The organism is Pseudomonas sp. PS1(2021) (assembly GCF_020405165.1).
Taxonomy (GTDB): domain Bacteria; phylum Pseudomonadota; class Gammaproteobacteria; order Pseudomonadales; family Pseudomonadaceae; genus Pseudomonas; species Pseudomonas aeruginosa.
In genome coordinates, this window is the sequence record NZ_CP084484.1 from 2,819,381 (window position 1) to 2,844,110 (window position 24,730).

30 protein-coding genes and 1 pseudogene are annotated in these 24,730 nt (G+C 67.2%); 16 read left to right on the forward strand and 15 right to left on the reverse strand.

All coding sequences use genetic code 11. From position 1 onward, the window contains the following. Genes pscX through popN form a run of 4 tightly spaced genes read right to left on the reverse strand, consistent with a single transcriptional unit; the run spans nucleotide 1 to nucleotide 1,846 of the window. Nucleotides 1-366 (reverse strand): type III secretion system protein PscX, encoded by a 366-nt coding sequence (pscX, locus tag LE197_RS13475; protein WP_023085089.1) that lies wholly within the window; start codon nucleotides 364-366, stop codon nucleotides 1-3. After that, nucleotides 363-734: a type III secretion chaperone SycN gene (gene sycN / locus LE197_RS13480; RefSeq protein ID WP_003113546.1), complete on the reverse strand. Its 372-nt coding sequence runs from the start codon at nucleotides 732-734 to the stop codon at nucleotides 363-365. Before sycN ends, pscX begins: the two co-directional genes overlap by 4 nt. Further along, the gene (pcr1, locus tag LE197_RS13485; RefSeq protein ID WP_003087693.1) at nucleotides 721-999 is read right to left on the reverse strand and encodes an Acr1 family type III secretion system gatekeeper subunit Pcr1; all 279 of its coding nucleotides are present in this window, start codon (nucleotides 997-999) and stop codon (nucleotides 721-723) included. Before pcr1 ends, sycN begins: the two co-directional genes overlap by 14 nt. Then, complete coding sequence (popN, locus tag LE197_RS13490) at nucleotides 980-1,846, reverse strand: SctW family type III secretion system gatekeeper subunit PopN (RefSeq protein WP_003087692.1); 867 nt, start codon at nucleotides 1,844-1,846, stop codon at nucleotides 980-982. Before popN ends, pcr1 begins: the two co-directional genes overlap by 20 nt. Before the next feature lie 190 nt (nucleotides 1,847-2,036). Here popN and pscN point away from each other — a divergent pair, with 190 nt between their 5' ends. Genes pscN through pscU form a run of 8 tightly spaced genes read left to right on the forward strand, consistent with a single transcriptional unit; the run spans nucleotide 2,037 to nucleotide 8,602 of the window. After that, nucleotides 2,037-3,359, forward strand: a complete 1,323-nt coding sequence (gene pscN / locus LE197_RS13495; protein ID WP_019371912.1) for a SctN family type III secretion system ATPase PscN — start codon at nucleotides 2,037-2,039, stop codon at nucleotides 3,357-3,359. After that, nucleotides 3,356-3,832, forward strand: a complete 477-nt coding sequence (pscO, locus tag LE197_RS13500; RefSeq protein WP_003109497.1) for a type III secretion system central stalk protein PscO — start codon at nucleotides 3,356-3,358, stop codon at nucleotides 3,830-3,832. Before pscN ends, pscO begins: the two co-directional genes overlap by 4 nt. After that, on the forward strand, nucleotides 3,820-4,926 hold the full coding sequence (pscP, locus tag LE197_RS13505) for a type III secretion system needle length determinant PscP (RefSeq protein WP_073651162.1): 1,107 nt from the start codon (nucleotides 3,820-3,822) through the stop codon (nucleotides 4,924-4,926). The genes pscO and pscP overlap by 13 nt, the downstream gene beginning before the upstream one ends. Beyond that, the gene (gene pscQ / locus LE197_RS13510) at nucleotides 4,923-5,852 is read left to right on the forward strand and encodes a SctQ family type III secretion system cytoplasmic ring protein PscQ (RefSeq protein ID WP_023108980.1); all 930 of its coding nucleotides are present in this window, start codon (nucleotides 4,923-4,925) and stop codon (nucleotides 5,850-5,852) included. Before pscP ends, pscQ begins: the two co-directional genes overlap by 4 nt. Beyond that, nucleotides 5,849-6,502, forward strand: a complete 654-nt coding sequence (pscR, locus tag LE197_RS13515; RefSeq protein ID WP_003087674.1) for a SctR family type III secretion system export apparatus subunit PscR — start codon at nucleotides 5,849-5,851, stop codon at nucleotides 6,500-6,502. Before pscQ ends, pscR begins: the two co-directional genes overlap by 4 nt. 2 nt (nucleotides 6,503-6,504) lie before the next feature. Further along, nucleotides 6,505-6,771: a SctS family type III secretion system export apparatus subunit PscS gene (gene pscS / locus LE197_RS13520; protein ID WP_023108981.1), complete on the forward strand. Its 267-nt coding sequence runs from the start codon at nucleotides 6,505-6,507 to the stop codon at nucleotides 6,769-6,771. Continuing rightward, the gene (gene pscT, locus LE197_RS13525; RefSeq protein WP_023108982.1) at nucleotides 6,768-7,556 is read left to right on the forward strand and encodes a SctT family type III secretion system export apparatus subunit PscT; all 789 of its coding nucleotides are present in this window, start codon (nucleotides 6,768-6,770) and stop codon (nucleotides 7,554-7,556) included. The genes pscS and pscT overlap by 4 nt, the downstream gene beginning before the upstream one ends. Further along, nucleotides 7,553-8,602, forward strand: coding sequence for a SctU family type III secretion system export apparatus subunit PscU (gene pscU / locus LE197_RS13530; protein WP_003103203.1), 1,050 nt, complete (start codon nucleotides 7,553-7,555; stop codon nucleotides 8,600-8,602). Before pscT ends, pscU begins: the two co-directional genes overlap by 4 nt. A gap of 105 nt (nucleotides 8,603-8,707) precedes the next feature. Here the strand turns inward: pscU and LE197_RS13535 are convergent, their stop codons facing one another. The 3 genes from LE197_RS13535 to speE all read right to left on the reverse strand — a co-directional run bounded on the left by LE197_RS13535 (nucleotide 8,708) and on the right by speE (nucleotide 12,703). After that, nucleotides 8,708-10,810 carry an LTA synthase family protein gene (locus tag LE197_RS13535; RefSeq protein WP_003103200.1) on the reverse strand — a complete coding sequence of 701 codons (2,103 nt, stop codon included), beginning with the start codon at nucleotides 10,808-10,810 and terminating at the stop codon, nucleotides 8,708-8,710. A gap of 2 nt (nucleotides 10,811-10,812) precedes the next feature. Continuing rightward, nucleotides 10,813-11,682 (reverse strand): YncE family protein, encoded by an 870-nt coding sequence (locus LE197_RS13540; protein WP_023108983.1) that lies wholly within the window; start codon nucleotides 11,680-11,682, stop codon nucleotides 10,813-10,815. Between the two features lie 160 nt (nucleotides 11,683-11,842). Further along, nucleotides 11,843-12,703, reverse strand: a complete 861-nt coding sequence (gene speE, locus LE197_RS13545) for a polyamine aminopropyltransferase (RefSeq protein WP_023108984.1) — start codon at nucleotides 12,701-12,703, stop codon at nucleotides 11,843-11,845. A gap of 148 nt (nucleotides 12,704-12,851) precedes the next feature. On the opposite strand from speE, the gene LE197_RS13550 reads away from it, so the two are divergent. Then, on the forward strand, nucleotides 12,852-13,745 hold the full coding sequence (locus LE197_RS13550) for a DNA-3-methyladenine glycosylase family protein (RefSeq protein WP_023108985.1): 894 nt from the start codon (nucleotides 12,852-12,854) through the stop codon (nucleotides 13,743-13,745). A gap of 15 nt (nucleotides 13,746-13,760) precedes the next feature. Here the strand turns inward: LE197_RS13550 and LE197_RS13555 are convergent, their stop codons facing one another. From LE197_RS13555 to aroC, 6 genes and pseudogenes are all read right to left on the reverse strand, one after another. After that, a complete protein-coding gene (locus tag LE197_RS13555; protein ID WP_003103184.1) occupies nucleotides 13,761-13,952 on the reverse strand; it encodes a PLDc N-terminal domain-containing protein in 192 nt (63 codons plus the stop codon). A 48-nt stretch (nucleotides 13,953-14,000) separates the two neighbouring features. After that, nucleotides 14,001-14,678: an acireductone synthase gene (gene mtnC, locus LE197_RS13560; protein WP_003103183.1), complete on the reverse strand. Its 678-nt coding sequence runs from the start codon at nucleotides 14,676-14,678 to the stop codon at nucleotides 14,001-14,003. Between the two features lie 71 nt (nucleotides 14,679-14,749). Then, complete coding sequence (locus LE197_RS13565; RefSeq protein ID WP_023108986.1) at nucleotides 14,750-15,295, reverse strand: 1,2-dihydroxy-3-keto-5-methylthiopentene dioxygenase; 546 nt, start codon at nucleotides 15,293-15,295, stop codon at nucleotides 14,750-14,752. Continuing rightward, the gene (locus LE197_RS13570; RefSeq protein ID WP_003103182.1) at nucleotides 15,292-15,909 is read right to left on the reverse strand and encodes a methylthioribulose 1-phosphate dehydratase; all 618 of its coding nucleotides are present in this window, start codon (nucleotides 15,907-15,909) and stop codon (nucleotides 15,292-15,294) included. The genes LE197_RS13565 and LE197_RS13570 overlap by 4 nt, the downstream gene beginning before the upstream one ends. After that, complete coding sequence (locus LE197_RS13575) at nucleotides 15,906-17,057, reverse strand: MFS transporter (RefSeq protein ID WP_003087654.1); 1,152 nt, start codon at nucleotides 17,055-17,057, stop codon at nucleotides 15,906-15,908. The genes LE197_RS13570 and LE197_RS13575 overlap by 4 nt, the downstream gene beginning before the upstream one ends. A gap of 43 nt (nucleotides 17,058-17,100) precedes the next feature. Next, nucleotides 17,101-18,191, reverse strand: a pseudogene (gene aroC / locus LE197_RS13580) (chorismate synthase). A gap of 107 nt (nucleotides 18,192-18,298) precedes the next feature. Here aroC and LE197_RS13585 point away from each other — a divergent pair. After that, nucleotides 18,299-19,282, forward strand: a complete 984-nt coding sequence (locus LE197_RS13585; protein WP_009876218.1) for an alpha/beta hydrolase — start codon at nucleotides 18,299-18,301, stop codon at nucleotides 19,280-19,282. A 77-nt stretch (nucleotides 19,283-19,359) separates the two neighbouring features. Next, on the forward strand, nucleotides 19,360-20,139 hold the full coding sequence (locus tag LE197_RS13590) for a hypothetical protein (protein WP_003087649.1): 780 nt from the start codon (nucleotides 19,360-19,362) through the stop codon (nucleotides 20,137-20,139). A gap of 24 nt (nucleotides 20,140-20,163) precedes the next feature. Here LE197_RS13590 and prmB read toward each other — a convergent pair whose 3' ends face one another. Beyond that, entirely contained in the window at nucleotides 20,164-21,078 is a 915-nt protein-coding gene (prmB, locus tag LE197_RS13595) for a 50S ribosomal protein L3 N(5)-glutamine methyltransferase (RefSeq protein WP_003087648.1), read from the reverse strand. Nucleotides 21,079-21,248: 170 nt separating this feature from the next. Between prmB and LE197_RS13600 the strand changes: the two genes are divergently transcribed. From LE197_RS13600 to folE, 4 genes are all read left to right on the forward strand, one after another. Further along, nucleotides 21,249-21,845, forward strand: a complete 597-nt coding sequence (locus LE197_RS13600) for a cysteine hydrolase family protein (RefSeq protein WP_003103179.1) — start codon at nucleotides 21,249-21,251, stop codon at nucleotides 21,843-21,845. Nucleotides 21,846-22,017: 172 nt separating this feature from the next. Then, entirely contained in the window at nucleotides 22,018-22,338 is a 321-nt protein-coding gene (locus LE197_RS13605) for a hypothetical protein (RefSeq protein ID WP_003087644.1), read from the forward strand. A 56-nt stretch (nucleotides 22,339-22,394) separates the two neighbouring features. Beyond that, nucleotides 22,395-22,952: a Smr/MutS family protein gene (locus tag LE197_RS13610; RefSeq protein ID WP_003087642.1), complete on the forward strand. Its 558-nt coding sequence runs from the start codon at nucleotides 22,395-22,397 to the stop codon at nucleotides 22,950-22,952. Nucleotides 22,953-23,029: 77 nt separating this feature from the next. Beyond that, entirely contained in the window at nucleotides 23,030-23,575 is a 546-nt protein-coding gene (folE, locus tag LE197_RS13615; protein ID WP_003087639.1) for a GTP cyclohydrolase I FolE, read from the forward strand. Between the two features lie 64 nt (nucleotides 23,576-23,639). On the opposite strand, the gene LE197_RS13620 is transcribed toward folE, so the two are convergent. After that, complete coding sequence (locus tag LE197_RS13620) at nucleotides 23,640-24,101, reverse strand: bacteriohemerythrin (protein WP_003087637.1); 462 nt, start codon at nucleotides 24,099-24,101, stop codon at nucleotides 23,640-23,642. Nucleotides 24,102-24,346: 245 nt separating this feature from the next. On the opposite strand from LE197_RS13620, the gene LE197_RS13625 reads away from it, so the two are divergent. Then, nucleotides 24,347-24,727 carry a VOC family protein gene (locus LE197_RS13625; protein WP_003114616.1) on the forward strand — a complete coding sequence of 127 codons (381 nt, stop codon included), beginning with the start codon at nucleotides 24,347-24,349 and terminating at the stop codon, nucleotides 24,725-24,727. The last annotated feature ends 3 nt before the right edge of the window (nucleotides 24,728-24,730 follow it).

Below are 24,730 nucleotides of genomic sequence, written 5' to 3' on the forward strand. Positions count from 1 at the left end.
TCATACCTTGTGCAACAGGTTCAGGGCCATTTGCAGCAGTCGCTCGTCTTCATCGCGCTCGCCGAGCAGGCAGGCCGCGGCCTGCAGGGCCGGCTGGCGGGGCAGCGTGAGGGCCAGGCGGAGATCGCGCAGCGCCCGGCGGAAGTCGCCGGGGCGCAGCAGGCCGTGCAACTCCAGCTGTGGCCGGGCGTAGTCGAACAGGCGCTGTTGCGCCTGCTGCGCGGGATACAGGCTGGCGACGTGGGTCTCCACCGGCCGGCCGTCGGGCGCCAGCAGATGGCGCTCCGGCAGGGGCGGTGCGAACGGCTCGGCATGCGCCAGGTCGAGCCGTTCGATGCCGATGTGCCAGGCACCGACCCGGCTCATGCGGCGAGCACTTCGCTGCGCGCCGAGCGCAGCGCCTGCAAGGCCTGGTGCAGCGTCGGCATGCCGACCTGCCGGGCTTCCAGGGTGATGCACAGCAGCAGGCGCGATTCGCCGCTCCAGGCGCAACGCAGCGGCAGGCTCCCGGCCGCGCGCGCATGGCACAGGCGCAACGCCCGCAGGGTGCCGCGATAGGCCTGGTGCCAGGCCAGGTCACAGGCCAGCCAGAGCGACAACTGTTCGCCATGGCGTTCCAGCTGCAAGGTGCCGCTGTCCTCGAAATCCAGTTGCACCACGCGCGCCAACGGCGCCGGTACGCTCACCCGCAGGTCCTGGCAGAACTGCGCGACGGCCAGCTCAACCCAGTCCATGCTGCTGCTCCTCTTCGCGCTCGATCGCCAGGTCGAGTGCCATCTGGCAGGCATTCAAAAGATTCTGGCGCTGCTCGTCGTCGCCGAACACTTCGACCGGCAACAGGCGGTAGAGACGCTTCAGTTCGCGGAAGAAATGGATCTGCCGGGCGACGTCGGCCAGCGGCAACGGCTCGAGCAACGCCTGCACCTCGGCGACGCCGACCCAGCGCTTCTCGAGCAAGGCGATGACTGCGCCGGTCAATTCAGAAGGCCCGTATGCCATGGCCCCGCTCCCCCGTCACCAGCACCTGCCAGAGCGCCCCCACCTGCTCCGCCAGGCCGCCGAGCACGCGCAGCTTGTGCATGTCGCTCATGACCCGCTCCAGCTTCACCGGATCGAGCCGGCTCGACTGACTGTCCAGGTCGGCGCTCAGGGCTTTCTGCAGGAAGGCCACGACCCGCTCCAGCGGCGTCGCGGCGAAGCGCGCCTGGATGTCCTGCCAGGCCGCCGACAGGCCCCGGTAGTCGAGTACTGCGTCACGGTAGGTATCGCGCAGCGCCTGGATATCGCCGACACCGGCGGCGGAAGCCTCGGCGGCCAGCGGCTCGATGCGCAGGCCGAGTTCGATCTCCAGGCCCTGCTCGTCGGCCATCCGCAGCAACGCCTGGTCGACCAGCGCCAGCATCGCCCGCGCCTCCGGCCGCCCGGCCAGGACGTCGCGCGCCCGCGACAGCGCCAGGAAGCGCTGGCTGATCTCGCTGGAGAAGCCCTCCAGGTAAGCGCTGAGCTGCGCCAGGCTGCTCAGTTGACCGCTGCCCAGGTGGGCGATCAGCGCCTCGAGCTTCTGCTGGCTTTCCAGGTCCGGAATGCGCTTCCAGTACTCCTGCAGCATGGCCTGGACTTCGCTCAGGCGCGCATGGGCGTCGCTCAGGCGGCGCTTGGCCAGGGATTTCTCGGCGCGCTCGGAAAAGGCGAAGGTCAGCTCTTCCGCGGCATCGGCCAGCGACTGCGAAACGGAGACGTAGTGGACGCGCTCGCCCTGGAAGCTGCCGCCGGCCTGCTGCGCGGGGGCGTTGGCCGCTTCCCGCGGCGCGAGGGGCGCGGCGGAGGAACTCTGGAGGATGTCCATCGTGGCTGTGGTTCCTGGTCTGCAAAGGCGGCGCAGTATAGGAACCGGCCCGGTGCCGCCGATGCCAATATCGGCCGGTTTTTTTTAGCCGCGGCGGCAACCGATTTCTAAAAACTCCCGGCTGGCACTGAAATTCGTCGCGCGAGGCTTTCTCTATAGTGCGCGCCGACTCCAGCCGAACCGACCCGCCATGCCCGCGCCTCTCTCTCCTCTCATCGTCCGGATGCGCCACGCCATCGAAGGCTGCCGGCCGATCCAGATCCGCGGGCGGGTCACCCAGGTCACCGGAACCCTGCTCAAGGCCGTGGTGCCCGGCGTGCGCATCGGCGAACTCTGCCAGTTGCGCAATCCCGACCAGAGCCTGGCGCTGCTCGCCGAGGTCATCGGCTTCCAGCAGCACCAGGCGCTGCTCACCCCGCTCGGCGAGATGCTCGGGGTTTCCTCCAACACCGAAGTCAGCCCTACCGGCGGCATGCATCGCGTGGCGGTCGGCGAGCACCTGCTCGGGCAGGTGCTCGACGGCCTCGGCCGCCCCTTCGACGGCAGCCCGCCGGCCGAGCCGGCGGCCTGGTATCCGGTCTACCGGGATGCCCCGCCGCCGATGAGCCGGCGCCTGATAGAGCGGCCGCTATCGCTGGGTGTGCGCGCCATCGACGGCCTGCTGACCTGCGGCGAAGGCCAGCGCATGGGCATTTTCGCTGCCGCCGGCGGCGGCAAGAGCACCCTGCTGGCCAGCCTGGTGCGCAATGCCGAGGTGGATGTGACGGTACTCGCCCTGGTCGGCGAACGCGGTCGCGAAGTCCGCGAGTTCATCGAAAGCGACCTCGGCGAACAGGGGCTGCGCCGCTCGGTGCTGGTGGTCGCCACCTCCGACCGACCGGCGATGGAACGCGCCAAGGCCGGTTTCGTCGCCACCAGCATCGCCGAGTATTTCCGCGATCAGGGTCGCCGCGTCCTGCTGCTGATGGACTCGCTGACCCGCTTCGCCAGGGCCCAGCGCGAAATCGGCCTGGCGGCCGGTGAACCGCCCACCCGCCGCGGCTACCCGCCCTCGGTGTTCGCCGCGCTGCCACGCCTGATGGAGCGTGCCGGGCAATCCGAGCGGGGCTCGATCACCGCGCTCTACACCGTACTGGTGGAAGGCGACGACATGAGCGAGCCGGTGGCCGACGAGACCCGCTCGATTCTCGACGGGCACATCGTGCTGTCGCGCAAGCTGGCCGCCGCCAACCACTATCCGGCCATCGACGTGCTGCACTCGGTGAGCCGGGTCATGAACCAGATCGTCGACGACGATCAGCGCCATGCGGCCGGACGCTTGCGCGAATGGCTGGCGAAGTACGAGGAAGTCGAGTTGCTGCTGAAGATCGGCGAATACCAGAAAGGCCAGGACAGCGAAGCCGACCAGGCCATCGAGAAGATCGGGGCGATCCGCCAGTGGCTGCGCCAGGGTACCCACGAAACCAGCGATTACGCACAGGCCTGCGCGCAGTTGCGGAGCCTCTGCGCATGAGCCTGGCGCTGCTGTTGCGCGTCCGACGCCTGCGCCTGGACCGGGCCGAGCGCGCCCAGGGCCGCCAATTGCTACGGGTTCGCGCCGCGGCGCAGGAACACACCGAGCGCCAGGCGGCGCAACGGGACTACCGCGACTGGCGACTGGCCGAAGAGCAACGGCTGTTTCTCGCCTGCCAGGCGGCCATGCTCGACCGCCGGCGCCTGGAAGCCTGGCAGCAGCAGGTAGGACTGCTGCGGGAAAAGGAAGCCGGCCTGGAACAGGACTGCGCCGAGACCGCGCAGCGCCTCGAAGGGGAGCGCGAGCGCCTGCGGCAGTGCCGGCGAGAACTGCTGGAACGCCAGCGGCAACTGGAGAAGTTCGCCGAACTGGAGCGCCACGTCGACGCCGAGCGCCAGGGGCTGCGCGAACGCAGCGAGGAAGGCGAACTGGAAGAATTCACCCGCCACGAGACCTGGCCATGCTCAAGCTGAACGCCGTGGATACGGCTCCGCTCGTGTCGTCCGACACCCCTGCCCCCCTTCCGCCGCTGCGCGCGCAGCAGATCGCCTTCGAACAGGCCCTGCCCGCGCACCGACCGCCGGCGCCCAGGCCACCGTTCGACAAGGGCGACGAAACGACAGAGGCCGAAGAGCCCGCCGCGACAGCCGACGCGCCGACCTCGACGCCTCTCGCCGACCAGCCCGCGGCGCCTGCCGCCGACCGGCCGCCGACCACTCGGCAAGCCCCCGTGCCAGTTGCCGCGGACGCAACGCCAACGCCAACGCCAACGCCAACGCCAACGCCAACGCCAACGCCAACGCCAACAGTGTCTCCGTCCGGATCGGTAGCACGGCAAGCGCCGGCGGTCTCCGCGCGCGTCGCGGCGTCCACGCAAGCCCGGGAGCCGGCCAGCGTTTCGGCGCCTCCGGTCGACGAACCGCCGCTGGTGCCGGTGTCCTCCCACCCGCAAATCGCAGGTCGGACGCATGAGCGGCCGCAGCCCGGCCCCGGCTTCCCGGCGAAAGCCGCAGCCGAGGTCGCGCCCACGGCGCAGGCCAGTGCCCAGGCTTCGCCGCCCGCGCCGACAGCGGGCGGCGAAGGCCGCGGAGAGGAGCGTCGGCAACCCGGAGAAACCGATCCATCCGCACTGCCCCCCGACGACCAAGCGCCTGTGCCACTGCCTGCCATGCAAACCCCCGGCGACCGCCTGCTGGCACGCCTGCTGGCATCGAGCGGGAGCCGGCCACTGCCGCTGGCCGATCTCGCGCGCCTGCTCGATGCCGTGCAGGGGCGCATCCAGGTCGCCAGCGCAGCCGAAAGCCATGCGGCGCGCCTGCAGGTACAACTGCCCCAGCTCGGCGCCGTGGAGGTGCAGGTCCTGCATGGCCATGGCCAGTTGCAGATCGAGATCAGTGCCAGCCCCGGCAGCCTGGCGTTGCTCCAGCAAGCCCGTGGCGAGTTGCTCGAACGCCTGCAACGGCTGCATCCGGAACAACCGGTGCAACTCACCTTCAATCAGCAGCAGGACAGCGGTCAGCGCTCGCGGCAACGTCGCTACCTGCATGAAGAGTGGCAAGCCGAATGAACGGTGCGGACCTCGACCTGCCGCTCGCCAGCCGCGCCGAACTGGATCTCCAGCGACGTCTCGCACGTTGCCGTCGCCACTATGTCGGCAACGCTTTGCAAGCGCGCCTGGACATCGCCCAGGCCGCCCCCGACGTCGATCTCGAACTGAGCCTGGCGTGGGACGGCCTGCCCCTGCGCTTTCTCTGCCAGGCCCCGGCGCTGGCCCGCTGGCTCGCGCCGAACCTGCAGGAGGCAGCCTTCGCCAGCCTGCCGGCGGCCCTGCAACTGGCCTTGCTGGAGCGCGAAGGCAACGTCTTTCCCGGCCTGGTCTGGTACGGCCTGAGCCCGGCGCAACCACGCGCTGCGATGGGCCTGCGCCTGAGCCTGGAACGCGACGACCAGCGCCTGGCGCTCTGGCTCGACGGCGATCCCGCGACGCTGCTGGCACGCCTGCCGCCGCGCCCCTCGACGCAACGCCTGGCCATACCGCTGCGCCTGTCGCTGCAATGGCCCGGCCTGCCGCTGGACGCCAGCGAGCTGCGCACCCTGGAGCCCGGCGACCTGTTGCTGCTGCCTGCCGGTCATCGCCCCGACGCAGCGCTGCTGGGGGTTCTCGAAGGACGCCCCTGGGCGCGCTGCCAACTCCACTCCACGCAACTGGAACTGCTCGACATGCACGACACCCCCTCCCTCGCCGACAGCGAGGACCTGCACGAACTCGACCAACTGCCGATCCCGGTCAGCTTCGAGGTCGGCCGCCGCACCCTGGACCTGCATACCCTCTCCACCCTGCAGCCAGGCTCGCTGCTCGATCTCGACAGTGCCCTGGACGGCGAAGTGCGCATCCTCGCCAACCAGCGCTGCCTCGGTATCGGCGAACTGGTCAGGCTCCAGGACCGGCTCGGGGTGCGCGTAACCCGTCTGTTCGGACACGACGAAGCATGATCCAGTTGCCCGACGAGCTCGGCCTGATCCTCGGCCTGGCCCTGCTCGCGCTGGTCCCGTTCATCGCGGTGATGGCGACCTCCTTCATCAAGATGACCGTGGTCTTCTCGCTGCTGCGCAACGCCCTGGGCGTCCAGCAGATTCCGCCGAACATGGCGATGTACGGGCTGGCGATCATCCTCAGCCTGTACGTGATGGCACCGGTCGGCTTCGCCACCCGCGACTACCTGCGCAACCACGACGTCAGCCTGAGCGACTCGGCATCGGTGGAACGCTTTCTCGACGAGGGCATGGCGCCCTACCGGAACTTCCTCAAGCGGCAGATCCAGGAGCGCGAACACACCTTCTTCATGGAAAGCACCCGCCAGGTCTGGCCCAGCGAATACGCCGAGCGGCTCGACCCGGACAGCCTGCTGATCCTGCTGCCGGCCTTCACCGTCAGCGAACTGACCCGTGCGTTCGAGATCGGCTTCCTGATCTACCTGCCCTTCATCGCCATCGACCTGATCATCTCCAACATCCTCCTGGCGATGGGCATGATGATGGTGTCGCCGATGACCATTTCCCTGCCGTTCAAGCTGCTCCTGTTCGTCCTCCTCGACGGCTGGGCGCGGCTGACCCACGGCCTGGTCATCAGCTACGGAGGCTGACCATGAGCAGCACCGACATCCTCCACTTCACCAACCAGACCCTGTGGCTGGTGCTGGTCCTGTCGCTGCCGCCGGTACTGGTCGCGGCCCTGATCGGCACCCTGGTATCGCTGGTCCAGGCACTCACCCAGATCCAGGAGCAGACCCTCGGCTTCGTCGCCAAGCTGGTGGCCGTGGTGGTGGTACTGTTCGCCACCAGCGGCTGGCTGGGCGGCGAGCTGTACCGTTTCGCCGAAATGACCCTGCTGAAGGTGCCGCTGGTGCGATGAGCGTCCAGGACCTGCAGCAACTGCTGCTGACCTACAGCCTGCTGCTGCCGCGGATCATCAGTTGCTTCGTGGTCCTACCGGTGCTGGCCAAGCAAACCCTGGGCGGCGGCCTGGTGCGCAACGGCGTGGCCTGCTCGCTGGCGCTGTTCGCCTACCCGATCGTCGCCGGCAGCCTGCCGCCGGCCCTCGGCGCGCTGGACATCGCCCTGCTGATCGGCAAGGAAGTGCTGCTCGGCCTGCTCATCGGCTTCGTCGCCACCATTCCCTTCTGGGCCATGGAAGCGACCGGCTTCATCATCGACAACCAGCGTGGCGCGGCACTCGCCTCGACCTTCAACCCCAGCCTGGGCAGCCAGACCAGCCCCACCGGGCTGTTGCTGACGCAGACGCTGATCACCCTGTTCTTCTCCGGCGGCGCCTTCCTCGCGCTGGTCGGCTCGCTGTTCAGGAGCTATGCCAGTTGGCCGGTGAGCAGTTTCTTCCCGCAGCTCGGCAGCCAATGGGTGGCATTCTTCTACGCGCAGTTCTCGCAGATGCTGATGCTCTGCGCGCTGTTCGCCGCGCCGCTGCTGATCGCCATGTTCCTCGCCGAGTTCGGCCTGGCGCTGGTCAGCCGCTTCGCCCCGTCGCTGAACGTGTTCATCCTCGCCATGCCGATCAAGAGCCTGGTGGCCAGCCTGCTGCTGGTGCTCTACCTGGGCATCCTCATGGAGCACGCCTACGATGCCCTGCTGCTCGCCGTCGACCCGCTGCACCTGCTGCGTCCCGTGCTGGAGACGCCATGAGCGCCGAGAAGACCGAGCAGCCCACGGCGAAGAAGTTGCGCGACGCCCGCCGGCAAGGCCAGGTGGTGAAGAGCAAGGAAATTGTCTCCAGCGCGTTGATCCTGTCGCTGGTGGCGCTGCTGATGGGCTTTTCCGACTACTACCTGGAGCATCTCGGCAAGCTGCTCCTGCTGCCCGCCGAGTACATCGACCTGCCGTTTCGCCAGGCGCTGGAGACCATCCTGGAGAACCTTCTCCAGGAGCTCCTCTACCTGCTGGCGCCGGTCCTGCTGGTCGCGGCGCTGGTGGTGGTGCTCAGCCATGTCGGCCAGTACGGTTTCCTGCTCAGCCTCGACAGCGTCAAGCCGGACCTGAAGAAGATCAACCCGGTGGAGGGCGCGAAGAAGATCTTCTCGATCCGGAGCCTGGTGGAGTTCCTCAAGTCGACCCTGAAGGTCGCCCTGCTCTCCCTGCTGGTCTGGTTGACCTTGCAGGGCAACCTGGCCAGCCTCCTGCGGATTCCCGCCTGCGGGCTGGACTGCGTGGCACCGGTGAGCGGGCTGATGCTCAGGCAACTGATGCTGGTCTGCGCGGTCGGCTTCCTGGCGATTGCCGTCGCCGACTACGCCTTCGAACGCCACCAGCACTACAAGCAGTTGCGCATGAGCAAGGACGAAGTGAAGCGCGAGTACAAGGAGATGGAGGGCAGTCCGGAGATCAAGAGCAAGCGCCGGCAATTCCATCAGGAACTGCAATCGAGCAACCTGCGCGCGGATGTCCGGCGCTCCTCGGTGATCGTCGCCAACCCGACCCACGTCGCCATCGGCATACGCTATCGACGCGGCGAAACGCCCCTGCCGCTGGTCACCCTGAAGCACACCGACGCCCTGGCCCTGAGGGTCCGGCGCATCGCCGAGGAAGAAGGAATCCCGGTGCTGCAACGAATTCCGCTGGCACGGGCGCTGCTGCGCGACGGCAATGTCGACCAGTACATACCGGCGGACCTGATCCAGGCCACCGCCGAAGTCCTGCGCTGGCTGGAAAGCCAGCAGACGGATACGCCCTGATCGCTATCGGGCAGGGCAGCCGCCGCGGCACCGGCGACGAAAGACGCTGCGACCTGGCGCCGAAAAAAAGGGGCCCGAAGGCCCCTTTCACATGCTTGCTACGGGTCAGTCCTTGTCCGGGATCCCGTGTACCACGCCCGCGGTATTCTCCAGCAGGCTCTTGGTCGCGGTCTGGATGAACGACTCCAGCTTCTTCTGCAGCTCGGCCTGGTCCGGCACTTCCTTGGTGATCACCGCCTTGGCATCGCCGCCCAGTTGGTAATCGTAGACGCGCACGTCACCGTCCTTCGGCCGCACCAGGATGCGGTTGCCGGAGACGATGGCGACGTTCTGCTCGCTGCCCGACGGCTTGATCACGCCGAAGCCCTTGTCGCCTTCCGGCAGGTTCAGCAGGTCGCGGCCCCAGCACTGGTGGACGGTCTCGCCGCCGAGCAGGCCCATGATGGTCGGCACGATGTCGACCTGGGTACCGACGGTCGGCAGGTGGGTACCGAACTTCTCCTGGATGCCGGGGGCGATCAGCAGCAGCGGCACGTTGAAGCGGTGCAGGTCCATCTCGGTGAGCTGCTCGGGGCTGCCGAAGCCATGGTCGCCGACCACCACGAAAAGGGTGTCCTTGTAGTACGGCGACTTCTTCGCCTTCTCGAAGAACTGGCCCAGCGCCCAGTCGGAATAGCGCATGGCGGTCAGGTGCTCGTCGAGCGAACCGTAGCCGGTCACGCGCTCCACCGGCAGGTCCTTCGGCAACGCATAGGGCACGTGGTTGGAGAGGCTCTGCAACAGCGCATAGAACGGCTTGCCGGTGCTCGCCAGCTTGTCCAGTTCCTCGTTGCCACGGGCGAACATGTCCTGGTCGGAGACGCCCCAGGTCGGATCGGAGAACACCGGGTCGACATAGTCGTTGCGGCCGATGAAGGTGGTCATGCCCTGGTTGCTGAAGAAGCCGGACTGGTTGTCCCAGGCGAAATCGCCGTTGTAGACGTAGACGTCCTCGTACTGGCGGGCGCTGAGCAACTGCGGCAGGCCGGAGAACTTGTGGCCGCCCTCCGGGGTTTGCATCAGGTATTCGAAGCCCGGCAGGTTGGGGAAGCAGGCCATGGTGGCGAACATGCCCTGGTGGGTATGGGTGCCGTTGGAGAAGAACTGGGTGAACAGCAGGCCTTCCTTCGACAGCTTGTCGAAATACGGCGTGATGTTGCCCGGCGCGCCCAGGGCGCCGACATAGTGGCCGGCGAAGCTTTCCAGCAGGACCACCACCACGTTGCGGATCGGCAGGGTATTCGCCGCCGGCGGGGTGAACTCGCGGCGCACCGCGGCCTCATCGGCGTCCACCAGCTTGTCGTTGGGGGTCAGCAACATCTGCCGGGTGGTCTCCAGGGCGACCTTGTCGTCCAGGGTGGCCTTCCAGATGTTCGCGCGGTCTTCGGAGAAGCGCTCCTTGGCCGCCTTGACCAGGGTCAGGGTGCCGTTCAGGCCCAACTGGTTGGCGAACATGGACTCGGTGGTGAAGGCATCGCCCCAGCGCAGCGGCGGGCCCTGGCGCAGGGTGCCGCGGGCGGCGAGGACGCAGACCAGCACGCAGAGGAACAGCACCACGCCGCGCACGTACCAGGGCGCGGCAGCGCTCGGCCGGGCGATCACGCTGTCTTCGCGCGGCTTGCGCTGGCTCGGGCGGGTCGCCAGGTCGATGGCCTTGAACACCCGGTACAGCACCCAGGTGGCGAAGGCCCAGGCCAGCAGGTAGCGGACCACCGGGAAGCCGTACCAGAGCATGCTCATGACGGTCTTCGGGTCTTCCGACATGTACTGGAAGACCAGGCTGTTCAGGCGCTGGTGGAACTCGCGGTAGAAGTCCAGTTCGAGTACGCCGAGGAACAGGGTGATGCTGGCGAACAGCGTCAACCATGTACGGAACAGGCCGCGAGCGGCCATCGCGCGTACCGCGAACAACGACAGCACCAGCGGCGCCACGGCATAGACGACGACCCGCAGGTCGAAACGCACGCCGTTGCCGAACGCCTCGAGGAAGGTGCTCGCCGGGGTCGCGCCGATCAGTTCGCGGTTGTAGATCAGCAAGGCCAGGCGCAGCAGGCTGAACATGACCAGCAGCACCAGCGCGCTGAGCGCGGTGAACGCCAGGTGGCTGCGGATGGTGGGCTGGAACAGCCGTGGGGGCGATTGGGTGGTTCGGACTTCCGTTTGGTCCATGTTTACAATTCGCTCTTCTGTCGTTCGATTTCGAGAATGCGGTCCCGCCCCTGCTCGGCCAGCAGGTAGCGGCCGGGCCCGATGGGCAGTAGGGGCTGTGCGGAACGCAGGCGCCGTACGATCACCTGCAGCGGCCCGTCGGGCGGCAGCAGCAAGGCTCGCGCGTTATGCGTCGAGTCCTCGGTGATCCACAGGCCTTCGCTGTCGCACAGCAAAAAGCTCGGTGCATTCAGTCCGTTCAGCACCACCTCGTCCTCGGCCCCCTCATGCAGACGCATGACGTGGCCACGTTTCTTTTCCGTGTAGAAGACGCTTCCGTCCGGGCAGGCGGCCACCCCTTCGGAGCGCTGCAATCCCTCGCGCAGTACCGTCAGTCCGCCGGTCTCCGGGTCGTAGCGGAGAATCCGCCCGTCCAGGTCGCGATCCTCGGCGGCGTACAGGTAGCGGCCGTCGCTGGCGACGCCCTCCACCTGGATGCCGTCGAACAGCGGCCGGGCCTGCTGGGCATGCCACCAGAACACCGGCGAGGCGCCCTGCTCCTGGCTGATCGCGATGCCGTCGCGGAAGCTGGCCATGCCGTCGGGCTTGGACAGCCCGTCGAGCACCGTATCGCGGCTGCCATCGGCGGCGATGCGGAACACCAGGCCCTTGCCGTCCTGCAACTCCTGGCTCACGTAGAGCAGGCCGTCCGGGTCGCGGGCCAGGGCGCTGACGTGGGGAATGTCCTCGAGCACTACCCGGTAGGTCCAGCCGGATACGGTGGCTGCCGGGGCGAAACGCTGCCAGCCGAGGAAGGCCAGGGCGATGAAGAGGACGCTACCGAGCAGGCAGGAGACTACTACGCCGCTCTGGCGCAATCGTTTGGTCAGCATTCGATGCACTCAAGGACAAAACTGCCATTTATAGCCATGGCAACGGAAAAAAGCGCGCAGATTTTCCCGGATCGATTGTGAAAAAAATGTTAGCTGGCAGTAACAGGGGATGTCGGAGCGACGCATGAAAAAGGGCCTTGCGGCCCTTCTTGGTGAAGCGTCAGTCGTTGTCCTGCTTGCCGATGGCCTGCAGCACGTACTGCGGCAGAGCAAACGCGCCCAGGTGGATATCGGCGTTGTAGTAGCGGGTGGCGATGCCGCTGTCGCGGAAGCGCTGGCGCAGCGTTTCCAGCAGAAGGCGACGCAGGCCTTCGCGGGTCGAACCCCAGGCGAAGGTCATGGCGCCGCCGATATAGGTCGGCACCGCCGCCTGGTAGAAATGCCAGTCGGCGAACAGCCCGTCGGTACGTGCGGCGGTGGTGCGCACTTCCTCCAGTTGCATGAACGGCGTGCCGTTCTGGGTGACCAGGATGCCACCCTCGTTCAGGCAGCGCCGGCAGGCCTGGTAGAAGTTCTCGGAGAACAGCACCTCGCCAGGGCCGATCGGGTCGGTGGAGTCGGAGATGATCACGTCGAAGCGTTCTTCCGTGGTAGCCACGAAGCGCATGCCGTCGTCGATCACCAGGTTCAGCCGCGGGTCGTCGAAGGCGCCCTGGGAGTGGTTGGGCAGGAACGCCTTGCACATGTCGACCACGGTGCCGTCGATCTCGACCATGGTGATCCGCTCGACGCTCTTGTGCTTGGCCACCTCGCGCAGCATGCCACCGTCGCCGCCGCCGATGATCAGCACGCGCCGGGCCGCGCCGTGGGCGAGGATCGGCACGTGGGTGAGCATCTCGTGGTAGATGAACTCGTCGGCCTCGGTGGTCTGGATCACTCCATCGAGCGCCATCACCCGGCCCATCCGGGCGTTTTCGAAAATCACCAGGTGCTGGTGCTCGGTGCGCACCTCATGCAGCATGTTGTCGATGCTGAAGCGCTGGCCGTAGCCCTGGTACAGAGTTTCCTGATAATCGCTCATGGGCCGGGATCTCCCTGGTAAGGCTGCAATCTGGCAGCGGGACTTGCCCGCGCCGCGAAGAAAGGCGCGCATTCTACGCTGGCGGCAATGACAGGTCGAACCCCGCCGGCGGATGGCGCCGGCTGCGCCGGACAGGTATCGTCTGCCCATGAGCCAGCCTACCTCTCCCCTCGTCCTGCACCTGCCCTACCAGTCACCCTGGGAATGGCGCCAGTTCCACCAGCATTTCGCCCTGCGCCTGCTCTCCGGTGTCGAAAGCCTGGGTGACGACCACTATGCCCGCAGCTTCCGGGCCAACGGTCGCCCGGCCTGGTTCGAGGTGCGACCGCTGGCGGAACGCCAGGTCCTGGCGCTGAGCCTCAGCCCGTCCGCCCATGCCCTGGCCGCCGAACTCGAGGCACGGGTCCGCCGGATGTTCGACCTGGACAGCGACCCGGCCGCCATCGCCCGGCATTTCGCCGGGGATCCCCTGCTCGGCCCGCTGGTGGCCGCCAATCCGGGACTGCGCCTGCCGGTGGCCTTCGACCCCTTCGAACAGGCGGTGCGCGCCATCGTCGGCCAGCAGGTCACGGTGAAGGCCGCGGTGACCATCACCGGGCGCCTGATCCAGCGCCTCGGCGAGCCGCTGGAAGATCTCGGCTACGACGGCATCAGCCACCTGTTCCCGACGCCCGCCGCGCTGGCGCAAGCCAACCTCGACGGCATCGGCATGCCCGGCAAGCGGGTACAGACGCTGCAACGCTTCGCCGCGGCGATCGCCTCGGGAGAGCTGAGCCTGGACCTGGCGGACGGCCCCGAGGCCCTGGTGGAGCGCCTCTGCGCGTTGCCCGGCATCGGCCCCTGGACCGCCGAATACATAGCCCTGCGTGCCATGGGCGAAGCCGACGCCTTCCCCGCCGCCGACCTCGGCCTGCTGAAATCCACGGTCTGGGGGCCGCAAGGCATCGATGCGCGCAGCCTGAAGGCCCGCGCCGAGGCCTGGCGGCCTTGGCGCGCCTACGCCGCGATCCACCTGTGGAACCACTACGCCGCAGGCGGCTAACGCCGCGGCGGGAGGCTACAGCCTGACGTTGCCGCGCGGGCCGGCGATGGCCCAGATGATCAGGCCGAGCACCGGCAGGACGATGATCACCAGGACCCAGATGATCTTCATCCCGGTTTCCGCAGCGCTTTTCAGGATGTTGACGATGGCCCAGATATCCAGGGCCAGGATGACCAGGCTGATCAGCCCGCTGAGGGTGGAACCCATGGCGCGATGCTCCCGAGCAAGAGTGTTCCCTCAGGATAGCCGGCGCGTTCACTCCACGAGGATGTCGGCGAAGCTGGCCACCGTCGGATGGCCGTCCAGGCTGCCGCCTTCGCGGGCCAGGCCGAGCGTGCGCATGCCCGCGTCGCGCGCGGCATCCAGTTCCTGCACCACGTCGGAAAGGAAAAGGATTTCCGCGGCCGGCAGGCCGATGGCCCCGGCGATCCGCGCATAGGAGGCGCTTTCCCGCTTCGGCCCGCTGGTAGTGTCGAAGTAGCCGGAAAACAGCGAGCCCAGGTCGCCGGCCTCGGAACAGCCGAAGATCAGCTTCTGCGCCTGGATCGAGCCGGAGGAATAGACGTACAGGTCCAGCCCACGGGCCTTCCACTCGCGCAGCGCCTGCACCGCGTCCGGGTAGACGTGGCCCTTCAACTGACCGTCGCGGTAGCCCTGGGCCCAGACCATGCCTTGCAGGGCCTTCAGCGGCGTCGCCTTGCGGTCCTCGGCGATCCATTGCAGGAGGATCGCGATCACCCGCTCGACATCGGCGTCCGCCTCACCGCTCTCGGCACGCACCGCCGCCAACTGTGCGGCTACCTCGGTCTCTCCGGCGTGTTCGCGGACGAAGTCCGGCAGGTGCCGGGCGGCATAGGGAAACAGCACGTCGAAAACGAAGCTGACCGCGCTGGTGGTGCCTTCGATGTCGGTGAGGATGGCTTTGATGGTCATGCGGACTCCGGATGAAACCGCCCCCGGCAGGACCGGGGGCGCGGATGGTGACGGATGGGACGGTGCCTCGCTCAGTCTTCCAGCAGGGGGAAGCGGCTGGCGATGTCGTCGCCGGTGAACTGGGCGACCCAGCCCTCCGGGTTGTTGAACAGGCGCACGGCGACGAAATGCGGGTGCTCGCCCATGTCGAACCAGTGGCGGGTGCCGGCCGGCACAGAGATCAGGTCGTTGCGCTCGCAGAGCACGGCGTAGACATGCTCCTCGATATGCAGGACGAACAGGCCGCGCCCGGCGACGAAGAAGCGCACCTCGTCTTCGCCATGGCGGTGCTCGTCGAGGAACTTGGCGCGCAATTCGGCCTTCTGCGGGTGGTCGCTGTTCAGGCTGACCACGTCCACGGTGATGTAGCCGCGCTCGCGCTTGAGCCGCTCGATCTCGTGGGCGTAGGCGGCGATCACCTCGTCCTGGCTGGCGCCGGCGGCGATCGGCGCGGCGGCTTCCCAGCGTTCGAAACGGACGCCGACCTCGGCCAGGGTCGAAGCGATGTCCTCGGCATCGGTCAGCAGCTTCAGCGGCTGCTCCGGCTGGTTCTCGTGATAGACGGTAAGGCTGCTCATCGGCTCAGACTCAGTACTTTCAGTTCACACTCGAACAGAAACTCGAAAGCTTCCACCTGACGCAGGGCATCGCTCATGCGCGCGCCCCAAGTGTACAGCCCGTGGCCGCGGATCAAATACCCCGGGCAGTGCGGATGCGCCTCCAGCCAGGGCTGCACGCGGCTGGCCAGGCGGGCGATGTCCTGGTCGTTGTCGAAGATCGGCACCTCGACCTGGCCTTCGTGGGTGGTGACCCCGGCGAAGGCCTTCTGCAGTTCGTAGTCCTGCAGCACCAGGCGGTCGCCGCGGACCAGGCGGGAAAGCACGGTGGCATTCACCGAGTGGGTATGCAGCACCGCGCCGATCGCCGGGTTCCAGGCATACAGCTGGGTGTGCAGGAGGGTCTCCGCCGAGGGTTTCTTGCCCGGTTCCAGGCTGTTGCCGGCCAGGTCGGTGGCCAGCACGTCGTCGAAGCCCAACTGGCCCTTGTGCTTGCCCGAGACGGTGAGCAGCGCGCGCTGTTCGTCCAGGCGCGCGGAGTAGTTGCTGCTGGTTGCCGGCGACCAGCCGCGGCCGTAGAGGAACCGGCCGGCGTCGATGATCTGCTGGGTCAGCTGTTCACGGTTGTCGTTCATGCCCGCACCTCTTGCAAACGGGTACTGATGATAGCGGCTGCCAGCAAGGCTGCCAGGCTGGCGATGGCGAAGGTCCAGGCAGGGCCCAGGCTGTTCCAGCTATAGCCGGAATACAGCGCGCCCAGGGCTCCGCCGGTACCGGCCAGCGCAGCATACAGGGCCTGGCCCTGGCCCTGCTGGCGCGGGCCGAAGCTACGCTGCACGAAATGGATGGCAGCCGCATGAAAACTGCCGAAGGTGGCGGCATGCAGCGTCTGGGCAAAGACCAGCAGCGCCAGGCTGTCGGCCAGGTTGCCGAGAAGCAGCCAGCGCAACGACGCCAGCAGGAAGCTCGCGGCCAGCACCTGGCGCAGGCTGAAGCGTTGCAGCAGGCGTGGCATGGCGAGGAACAACATGACCTCGGCGACCACCCCCAGCGCCCAGAGCAGACCGATCAGCGCCCGGCTGTAGCCCAGCGATTCCAGGTGCAGGGTCAGGAAGGTGTAGTACGGCCCATGGGACAGCTGCATCAGGCACACGCACAGGTAGAACGCCAGCACGCCCGGCTGGCGCAACTGGGCGAGGAAGCCGCCCTCGCCTTCGCGCGGTTCGCGATGGGCCGGCTGGGCATTGGGCACCCACCAGCTGCACAGCACGATGCCGAGCATGATACCCAGCAGCGTCGCCGGGTAGACATCCAGGCTCAGGCGCTCGAACAGCGCGCCGAGACCGACCACGGTGCAGATGAAACCGATCGAGCCCCACAGGCGAATCCGGCTGTAGCTGGCGCTGCGCTCGCGCAGGTGGGCCAGGGTGATGACCTCGAACTGCGGCAGCACGGCGTGCCAGAAGAACGCGTGCAACGCCATCACCAAGGCCAGCCAGGCGTAGCTGTGGCTGACGAAGATCAGCGAGAAGCCCAGCGCCGTGCATACCGCGCCGAAGCGCACGATGGCCAGGCGCTGGCCGCTGCGGTCGCCCAGCCAGCCCCACAGGTTGGGCGCGACGCAACGCATCAGCATGGGAATCGCCACCAGCTCGCCGATGCGCGGGCTGGGGAAGCCCAGGTGATGGAAATACAGGGCGAGGAACGGCGCCGTGGCGCCGAGCAGGCTGAAATAGAAGAAATAGAAGCTGGACAGGCGCCAGTAGGGAACCGCGCTGGTCACGATCCGCCGTTCACCCGTCCCGCATCGCTGCCTGCCACAGCCCTCACAGCTGCGGCAGGACCGGCGTGTCGACGCGCACGTCGGCGTTCTGCCCACGCTGGCGCAGCAACTGGTCGAGCAGGACGATGGCCATCATCGCCTCGGCGATCGGCGTGGCGCGGATGCCGACGCACGGGTCGTGACGGCCCTTGGTGATCATGTCCACCGGCTCGCCGGCGGTATCGATCGAGCGCCCGGGAGTGGTGATGCTGGAGGTCGGCTTCAGCGCCAGGTGGGCGACGATCGGCTGGCCGGAGGAGATCCCGCCGAGGATGCCGCCGGCATTGTTCGACAGGAAGCCTTGCGGGGTCAGTTCGTCGCGGTGCTCGGTGCCGCGCTGGGCGATGCTGGCGAAGCCGGCGCCGATCTCCACGCCCTTCACCGCGTTGATGCTCATCAGCGCATGCGCCAGTTCGGCGTCCAGGCGGTCGAAGATCGGCTCGCCCAGGCCCGGCGGCACGCCTTCGGCAACCACGGTGATCTTCGCCCCGACCGAATCCTGGTCGCGGCGCAATTGGTCCATGTAGGCCTCCAGCTCCGGCACCTTGTCCGGGTCGGGGCTGAAGAAGGCATTCTGCTCGACGCTGTCCCAGCTCCTGAACGGAATCTCGATCGGCCCGAGCTGGCTCATGTAGCCGCGCACCTGGATGCCCAGGCCCGCCAGGTATTTCTTGGCGATAGCCCCGGCGGCCACACGCATGGCGGTCTCGCGCGCCGAGGAACGGCCGCCGCCGCGGTAGTCGCGCACGCCGTACTTGTGGTGGTAGGTGTAGTCGGCATGGGCCGGGCGGAACAGGTCCTTGATCGCCGAGTAGTCCTTGGACTTCTGGTCGGTGTTGCGGATCAGCAGGCCGATCGGCGTGCCGGTGGTCTTGCCCTCGAACACCCCGGAAAGAATCTCCACCTCGTCGGCTTCCTGGCGCTGGGTGGTGTGCCGGCTGGTGCCGGGCTTGCGCCGGTCGAGGTCGCGTTGCAGGTCCCGGGCGGACAGTTCCAGCCCCGGGGGCACCCATCGACGATGGCGACCAGCGCCGGGCCGTGGCTTTCGCCTGCGGTGGTGACGGTGAAGAGCTTGCCGTAGGTGTTGCCGGACATGCGAGGCTCCGCGTGAGGACGAGAGGGAAAGACATCGGAGTATACCCGTCAAGGACGGGCCTGCGAACCTTCCCCGGAGGACGCGATCAAAGCGCTATCATCGGCCCATGAAGACCTCCATGCCGCGCGCCCTCCTCGCCCTGTTCTGCCTGCTCGCCAGCCTGGCCCACGCCGCTCCCAACAGCATCCTGCACCGCCCCTACGACCTGGACACCGGGCACGGCGTGCTGCGCGGCTCCTTGCTGCTGCCGCGCAGCGCCGTGCCGCCGCCGGTGGTCCTGCTGGTCGCCGGCTCCGGTCCCACCGATCGCGACGGCAACAACCCCTTCGGCGGCAACAACCGCTACCTGTTGCGTCTCGCCGAGGCCCTGGCCGAACGCGGAATCGCCAGCGTGCGCTACGACAAGCGGGGAGTCGCCCGCAGCCTGGCGGCGGCGCCGCGCGAGGAAGACCTCAGCGTCGGCGTCTATGTCGACGACGTGGTCGCCTGGAGCGAGCGGCTGGCCCGCGACCCGCGCTTCTCCCGGCTGATCCTGGTCGGACATAGCGAAGGCGCGCTGATCGCCAGCCTGGCGGCGCCTCGCACGCCGGCCGAGGAATTGATCGCCATCGCCGGCAGCGGCCAACCCATCGACCGGGTGTTGCGCGAGCAACTGCGCGGTCGCCTGCCGCCGGCGCAACTGCGCCAGGCCGACTCGGTGCTGGCTTCGCTGAAGGCCGGCGAGACCCGCAGCGATATCCCGCCGGCGCTCTCCAGCCTGCTCCGCCCCAGCGTGCAGCCGTACCTGATCTCGCTGTTCCGCGAAGACCCGGCCCGCGCGTTCGGCCGCCTGCGCATCCCGACCCTGATCGTCCAGGGCCGCAATGACATCCAGGTCGGCGTCGCCGACGCCAAGGCGCTCCAGCGGGCCAAGCCCGACTCGCAACTGGTGCTCATCGACGGCATGAACCACATCCTGCGGATCGCCCCGAGCACCGGTCTGCAGCAGCTTTCCGCCTACAACGACCCGAACCTGCCGCTGGCCCGGCAACTGGTCGAGGCGGTCAGCCGCTTCATCCTGCGCGGCGCAGACGCGGAAAAAGGCCGCTGAGCCGCTACAGAAATCGCTTCCCGCGCCGACAAGTTCTGAAAGCCGGCCCGTGAAGGCGGCCGGCCAGAGGATGTCCGATGATCGATAGCGATACCCAACCGGCCGCAGAAGAAGCCGAGAAGAAACCGCCGCACCCCTGGGCCGAACTGGCCCCGGAGCATTTCCGCCTGCTCCGCCTGGCGCCGCTGCCCACCGACCGCGCGACCGGCGCTCGCCCCCTGCGCTTCGTCCAGCTCGGCAGGGTCGAACGGCACAGCGCGGACCAGAGCCTGCTGCGCCTGAGCATCCAGGTGCCAGGCCTGATGCTGCGCAAGGAGCAGAACCTGCTGGAGGTCTGGGCCGATCATCGCAACAAGGAAGTACGTTTCGGTTCGGACGCCGGGCTCAGCCTGGAACCCTTGAACCGCGGGCTGGGCCGCTTCCTGCTGGCCCAGGCGATCGCCTGGGCGCAACGACGCTGGGCCCACTACAAGGTGGAAGGCGGCGCACTGGCGCTGAAGGATGGCCTGACCGAAGACGCACGCCTGCGCCGCGACCATTTCATCCGCGCCCAGGGCTTCGACGTCAGCTATGAGGACCAGCGGTTGCTCAAGGCCCGCTACAGCGCCGGCCGGGTCAGTGAGCTGCACAGCGATTGGCACAAGGACAAGGTGCAGATCGTGCCGCTGCTGGACGCCGCGGCGATGCTGGAACAGGCCGAGCAGACCCTGCAGGCCCAGGATGCGGAGATCCGCCAACTGGAACAGCGCATCAACCACTACCGCCGCGACGACACCAGCTTGCGCTTCACCATCGCCTGCCTGACCGCCTTCGCGGTGTTCCAGGCCGGCCTGCTGATCTGGATCGCCACTCACTGAACCGGCGGCACCAGCCGCCTCCGATCACTTTTCCAAGCGCGAACGGAACAGTTCCCGGTGCTCGCGGCACTGCGCGGCGGACAGCATGAACACCCCGTGGCCGCCGTGCTCGAACTCCAGCCAGGTGAAGTCCACTTCCGGATACAGCGCCTGCACATGGACCTCGCTGTTGCCCACCTCGACGATCAGCAGGCCTTTCTCGCTGAGGTGGTCGGCCGCCTCGGCGAGCATCCGTCGCACCAGGTCCAGGCCGTCGTCGCCGCAGGCCAGGCCGAGTTCAGGCTCATGATGGAACTCCGCCGGCATGTCGGCGAAATCCTCGGCATCCACGTAGGGCGGATTGGACACGATCAGGTCGAAGCGCTGGCCGGGAAGCCCGGCGAAACCGTCGCCCTGGACGGTGTAGACCCGCTCGCCGAGGTCGTGGCGCTCGATATTGACGTTGGCCACCTCCAGCGCATCGAAGGACAGGTCGGCGAGCACCACCTCCGCCTGCTCGAACGCATAGGCGCAGGCGATGCCGATGCAGCCGGAACCGGTGCAGAGGTCGAGGATTCGCGCCGGCTCGGCCGGCAGCCAGGGCGCGAAGCGCTGTTCGATAAGTTCGGCGATAGGCGAGCGCGGCACCAGCACGCGTTCGTCGACGCTGAAGGGAATCCCGCAGAACCAGGCTTCGCCCAGCAGGTAGGCCGCCGGAATCCGTTCCTCGATGCGCCGCCGGAGGATCTCCGCCAACTCGGCGCGTTCATCGTCTTCCAGGCGACAATCCAGGTAGCTGTCAGAAATTTCCCAGGGAAGGTGCAGGGAGCCCAGAACCAGGTGGCGCGCCTCGTCCCAGGCATTGTCGGTGCCGTGACCGAAGAACAGGCCGGCGGCGTGGAAACGGCTGACAGCCCAGCGGATGTAGTCGCGCAGGGTGAGCAGACGGGACTCGGACATGACGGAATTGCTCCTCGCAACGCACAAAAGGGCGACATTCTAGCCGATCGCGCCGGAGCTGGCCTCCAGCGCGGGAAGTCCATACCACTTTAGTGCGCATGCGGCAAAGGTTCACAGGCTCGCCGATAGGGGCCAGAATGAAAGGCATGTGCCTTCTCAGGAGTAGTGACATGCCTCATCCGCTCACCCTTTTGCAGATCAGCGGACGCGGCTACCCGCCAGCCCCCCTTCGGCAGAGCACCTTGCTGATCATCGATGCCCAGGAAGAGTACCGCAGCGGCGCCCTGCGCCTGCCAGGCCTCGACGCCGCCGCCGCGGAGATCGGCGTGCTGGTGCAGGCGGCCCGCGCCAGCGGTACGCCCATCGTGCATGTACGCCACCTGGGTATCCAGGGCGGCCTGTTCGATCCGCAAGGGCCGCGCGGCCAGTTCCTCCCGGAACTGCAACCGGAAGCCGGGGAAAAGGTCGTGGAGAAACGCCTGCCCAATGCCTTCTCCGGCACCGAGCTGCACGACCTGCTGCAGAACCACGGCCGTCTCGACCTGATCGTCTGCGGCTTCATGACCCATTCCAGCGTCAGCACCACCGTGCGCGCGGCCAAGGACTACGGCTACCGCTGCACCCTCGCCGATAGCGCCTGCGCCACCCGCGACATACCCACCCTGAACGGCGGGGTCCTGAGCGCCGCGGACCTGCAACGCGCCGAGATCGCCGCCCTCGGCGACAACTTCGCGGCGATCGTCGCCCAGGCCCGGGAACTGCTCTGACCGCCCATCCAGCCGCCCTCCCGTCCCGCCCTGCGGAGGACTAGTCTGCCTGCAGGGCCATGGCTTGCGGCGAGAAGACGAGTGGCGCACGGTTTGCCCACGGCTCCCGGGAATCCGGGAACCCGGCCGGAAGGTTCCGGTCCTAGCCCCGATGACACACGAGGAAGTCGGGATGAAGTTGTCCGATAGTTTCGATGCGCGCCGGCTGCGCCCGCGCCGGCCGAGAGTCTGGCGCTGGCGCCTGGCGGCGGCGTTCGCGGCCCTGGTGGCGAGCCTGGGCGTGCTGCTGTCGCTGGCCGGCACCTCGGCCTTGATCGGCCGCCAGCCGGCTGTCGGCATGCTGCATATCGAACCCGCCGCTGGCGGCGTCTTGCTGGCCCTTGGCCTGCTGTCGCTCTGCCTCGGCGTGTTCTTCTGGCGTTTCAGCCGCCGCCGCAGCCGCCGCAACAGCGACCTGAGCCTGTCGCCGAACCTGATGAAAAAGCGCGACTGAGCGGGCTGCCGGCGTCCGGCCGATCCGGTAAACTGCGCCGCTTCGCGGAGGCTCCCATGCAAGACGACGACTTTTCCCTGTTCAAGAGCGAGATGCGCGGCGTCAAGCGCATCTCGGTCGATCGAGCCGATACCGGCAAACCTCGCAACGACCGCCAGCAACTCAAGCAGCGCCAGCTCAATGCCAGCGTGCGCAACGACGAAATCCGCGTCGATGGCCTGTCCGACCAGTTCGTCATCGACGTCGGCCCCGAGGACGAGCTGTCCTGGGCCCGCGACGGCGTCCAGGAAAGCCAGTTGCGCAAGCTCAAGCAGGGCCTGGTGCCCTTCGACGGTAGCCTCGACCTGCACGGCATGAGCGTGGAGAAGGCCCGGCAGACGCTATGGGACTTCCTTGCCGAGGCCACCCGCCTGGAAATCCGCTGCGTGCGCGTGACCCATGGCAAGGCCGCGCGCAAGGACGGACGCAGCCCGCTGGTGAAAAGCCACGTCAATACCTGGTTGCGCCAGCACCCGCAGGTGCTCGGTTTCACCTCCTGCCTGCCACGCCACGGCGGCACCGGCTCGGTCTACGTGATGCTGCGCAGGACCATGCTCGAAGGCCGCGACGAGTAGCCGGCAAGCGCCGAGTCTTGCCAGCGGCCCGGCGACGTCCTACCCTCCGCGCTGGTAATCGTCTGACTGGAACGCCCATGTCCCTGGAACAACACTACTCCTCGATCCTCACCCAGCTCGGCGAGGACGTTAACCGCGAAGGTCTGCTGGACACGCCCAAGCGTGCCGCCAAGGCCATGAAGTACCTGTGCCGCGGCTACCAACAGAGCCTGGAAGAAGTCGTCAACGGTGCCCTGTTCAGCTCCGACAACAGCGAAATGGTATTGGTCAAGGACATCGAGCTGTACTCGCTCTGCGAGCACCACCTGCTGCCCTTCATCGGCAAGGCCCACGTGGCCTATATCCCGAACGGCAAGGTGCTCGGCCTGTCGAAGGTCGCGCGGATCGTCGACATGTACGCCCGCCGCCTGCAGATCCAGGAGAACATGAGCCGGCAGATCGCCGAGGCGGTCCAGCAGGTCACCGGCGCCCTCGGCGTCGCGGTGGTGATCCAGGCCCAGCACATGTGCATGATGATGCGCGGCGTGGAAAAGCAGAACTCGTCCATGGTCACTTCGGTGATGCTCGGCGAATTCCGCGACAACGCCGCCACCCGCAGCGAATTCCTCAGCCTGATCCGCTGAGGCCAGGTCCGCTGGCGAAAGAACCGGCCCCACTGGGCCGGTTTTGCGTTTCCTTCCCCGGCGATCAGCCGAAGAAGCGCTTCATCGAGCGCGACAACCAACCGCCCTCGCTCTTGTCCTTGACCAGTTCGGACATGCTGTGGCGTACCGCATCCACATATCCGGCGTCGTCGTTGCGGATGTGGTTGAACAGCCAGCGCGAGAGCAAGCCCTTGAGTTCGTCGCCGACATCCTCGCCGGCCTGGAAGCGCACCCGGTATTCGGAGACCCGGCGGATGAACAGCTCGTGGATCTTCTTGTGCGCCCGGGAAAACTGGTAGCCGGCGTCCTCCATCAGGGTTTCCTCGAAGGCGAAGTGCGACAGCGTGTAGTCCACCAGCTCCTCGATCACCTCGGCGATCGCCGCGTGTTCCTTGCCTTGCTGGGCGTCGTGCAGGTGATTGATCATCTCGACGATGCGTTTGTGTTGATTGTCGATGACCTGAATACCGGTATTCAGGTCATCCTGCCAGACCAGATGCGCCATGATGACTTCCCCCAAGCGAACAGCGAACGGCCTTTCCGAACGGCCTGGGGCCAGGGTATTTTTGTGACGCAGTACGGGTATTGACGCCGGTCAAGCGGGACAAGATGTTAATGAATTTCGCATGAATTCATTCGCCCCCCTCGCGGCGGCATGCCCGCTCGATCCGCTCGGTTTCGCGCGGCTGAACATCCGCCATCGTCGCCGGAAAGCGGCGTCACCAGTGGTCCCGACAGGACAGGAAGGAAATGAACCTGATCGCGCACGTGGAAATACCGGTGTCCGACCTGGAGAGGGCGATGCGTTTCTACGCCTCGGTGTTCGGAGTGGCGTTCGGCGAGGTAGCCACCCTGCACGGAAGCAGAATGGCGCATTTCCCCTTCGAGGAAGGCCGTGACGGTGCCAGCGGCGCACTCGCCGAGGGCGACGTCTACGTGCCTACGCTACATGGGGCGATCATCTACCTGAATGTCGCGGACCTGGATGCCGTCATTGCCCGGGCCCTCGGCGAAGGCAGCGAAATCCTCTTCCCGAAGACGCCGCTTGGCGACGGCGTGTTCATCGCCGAGATCAGGGACAGCGAAGGCAATCGTATCGCCCTGCAGAGCGCTTGCGGAGAGCGGCCGTAGAGG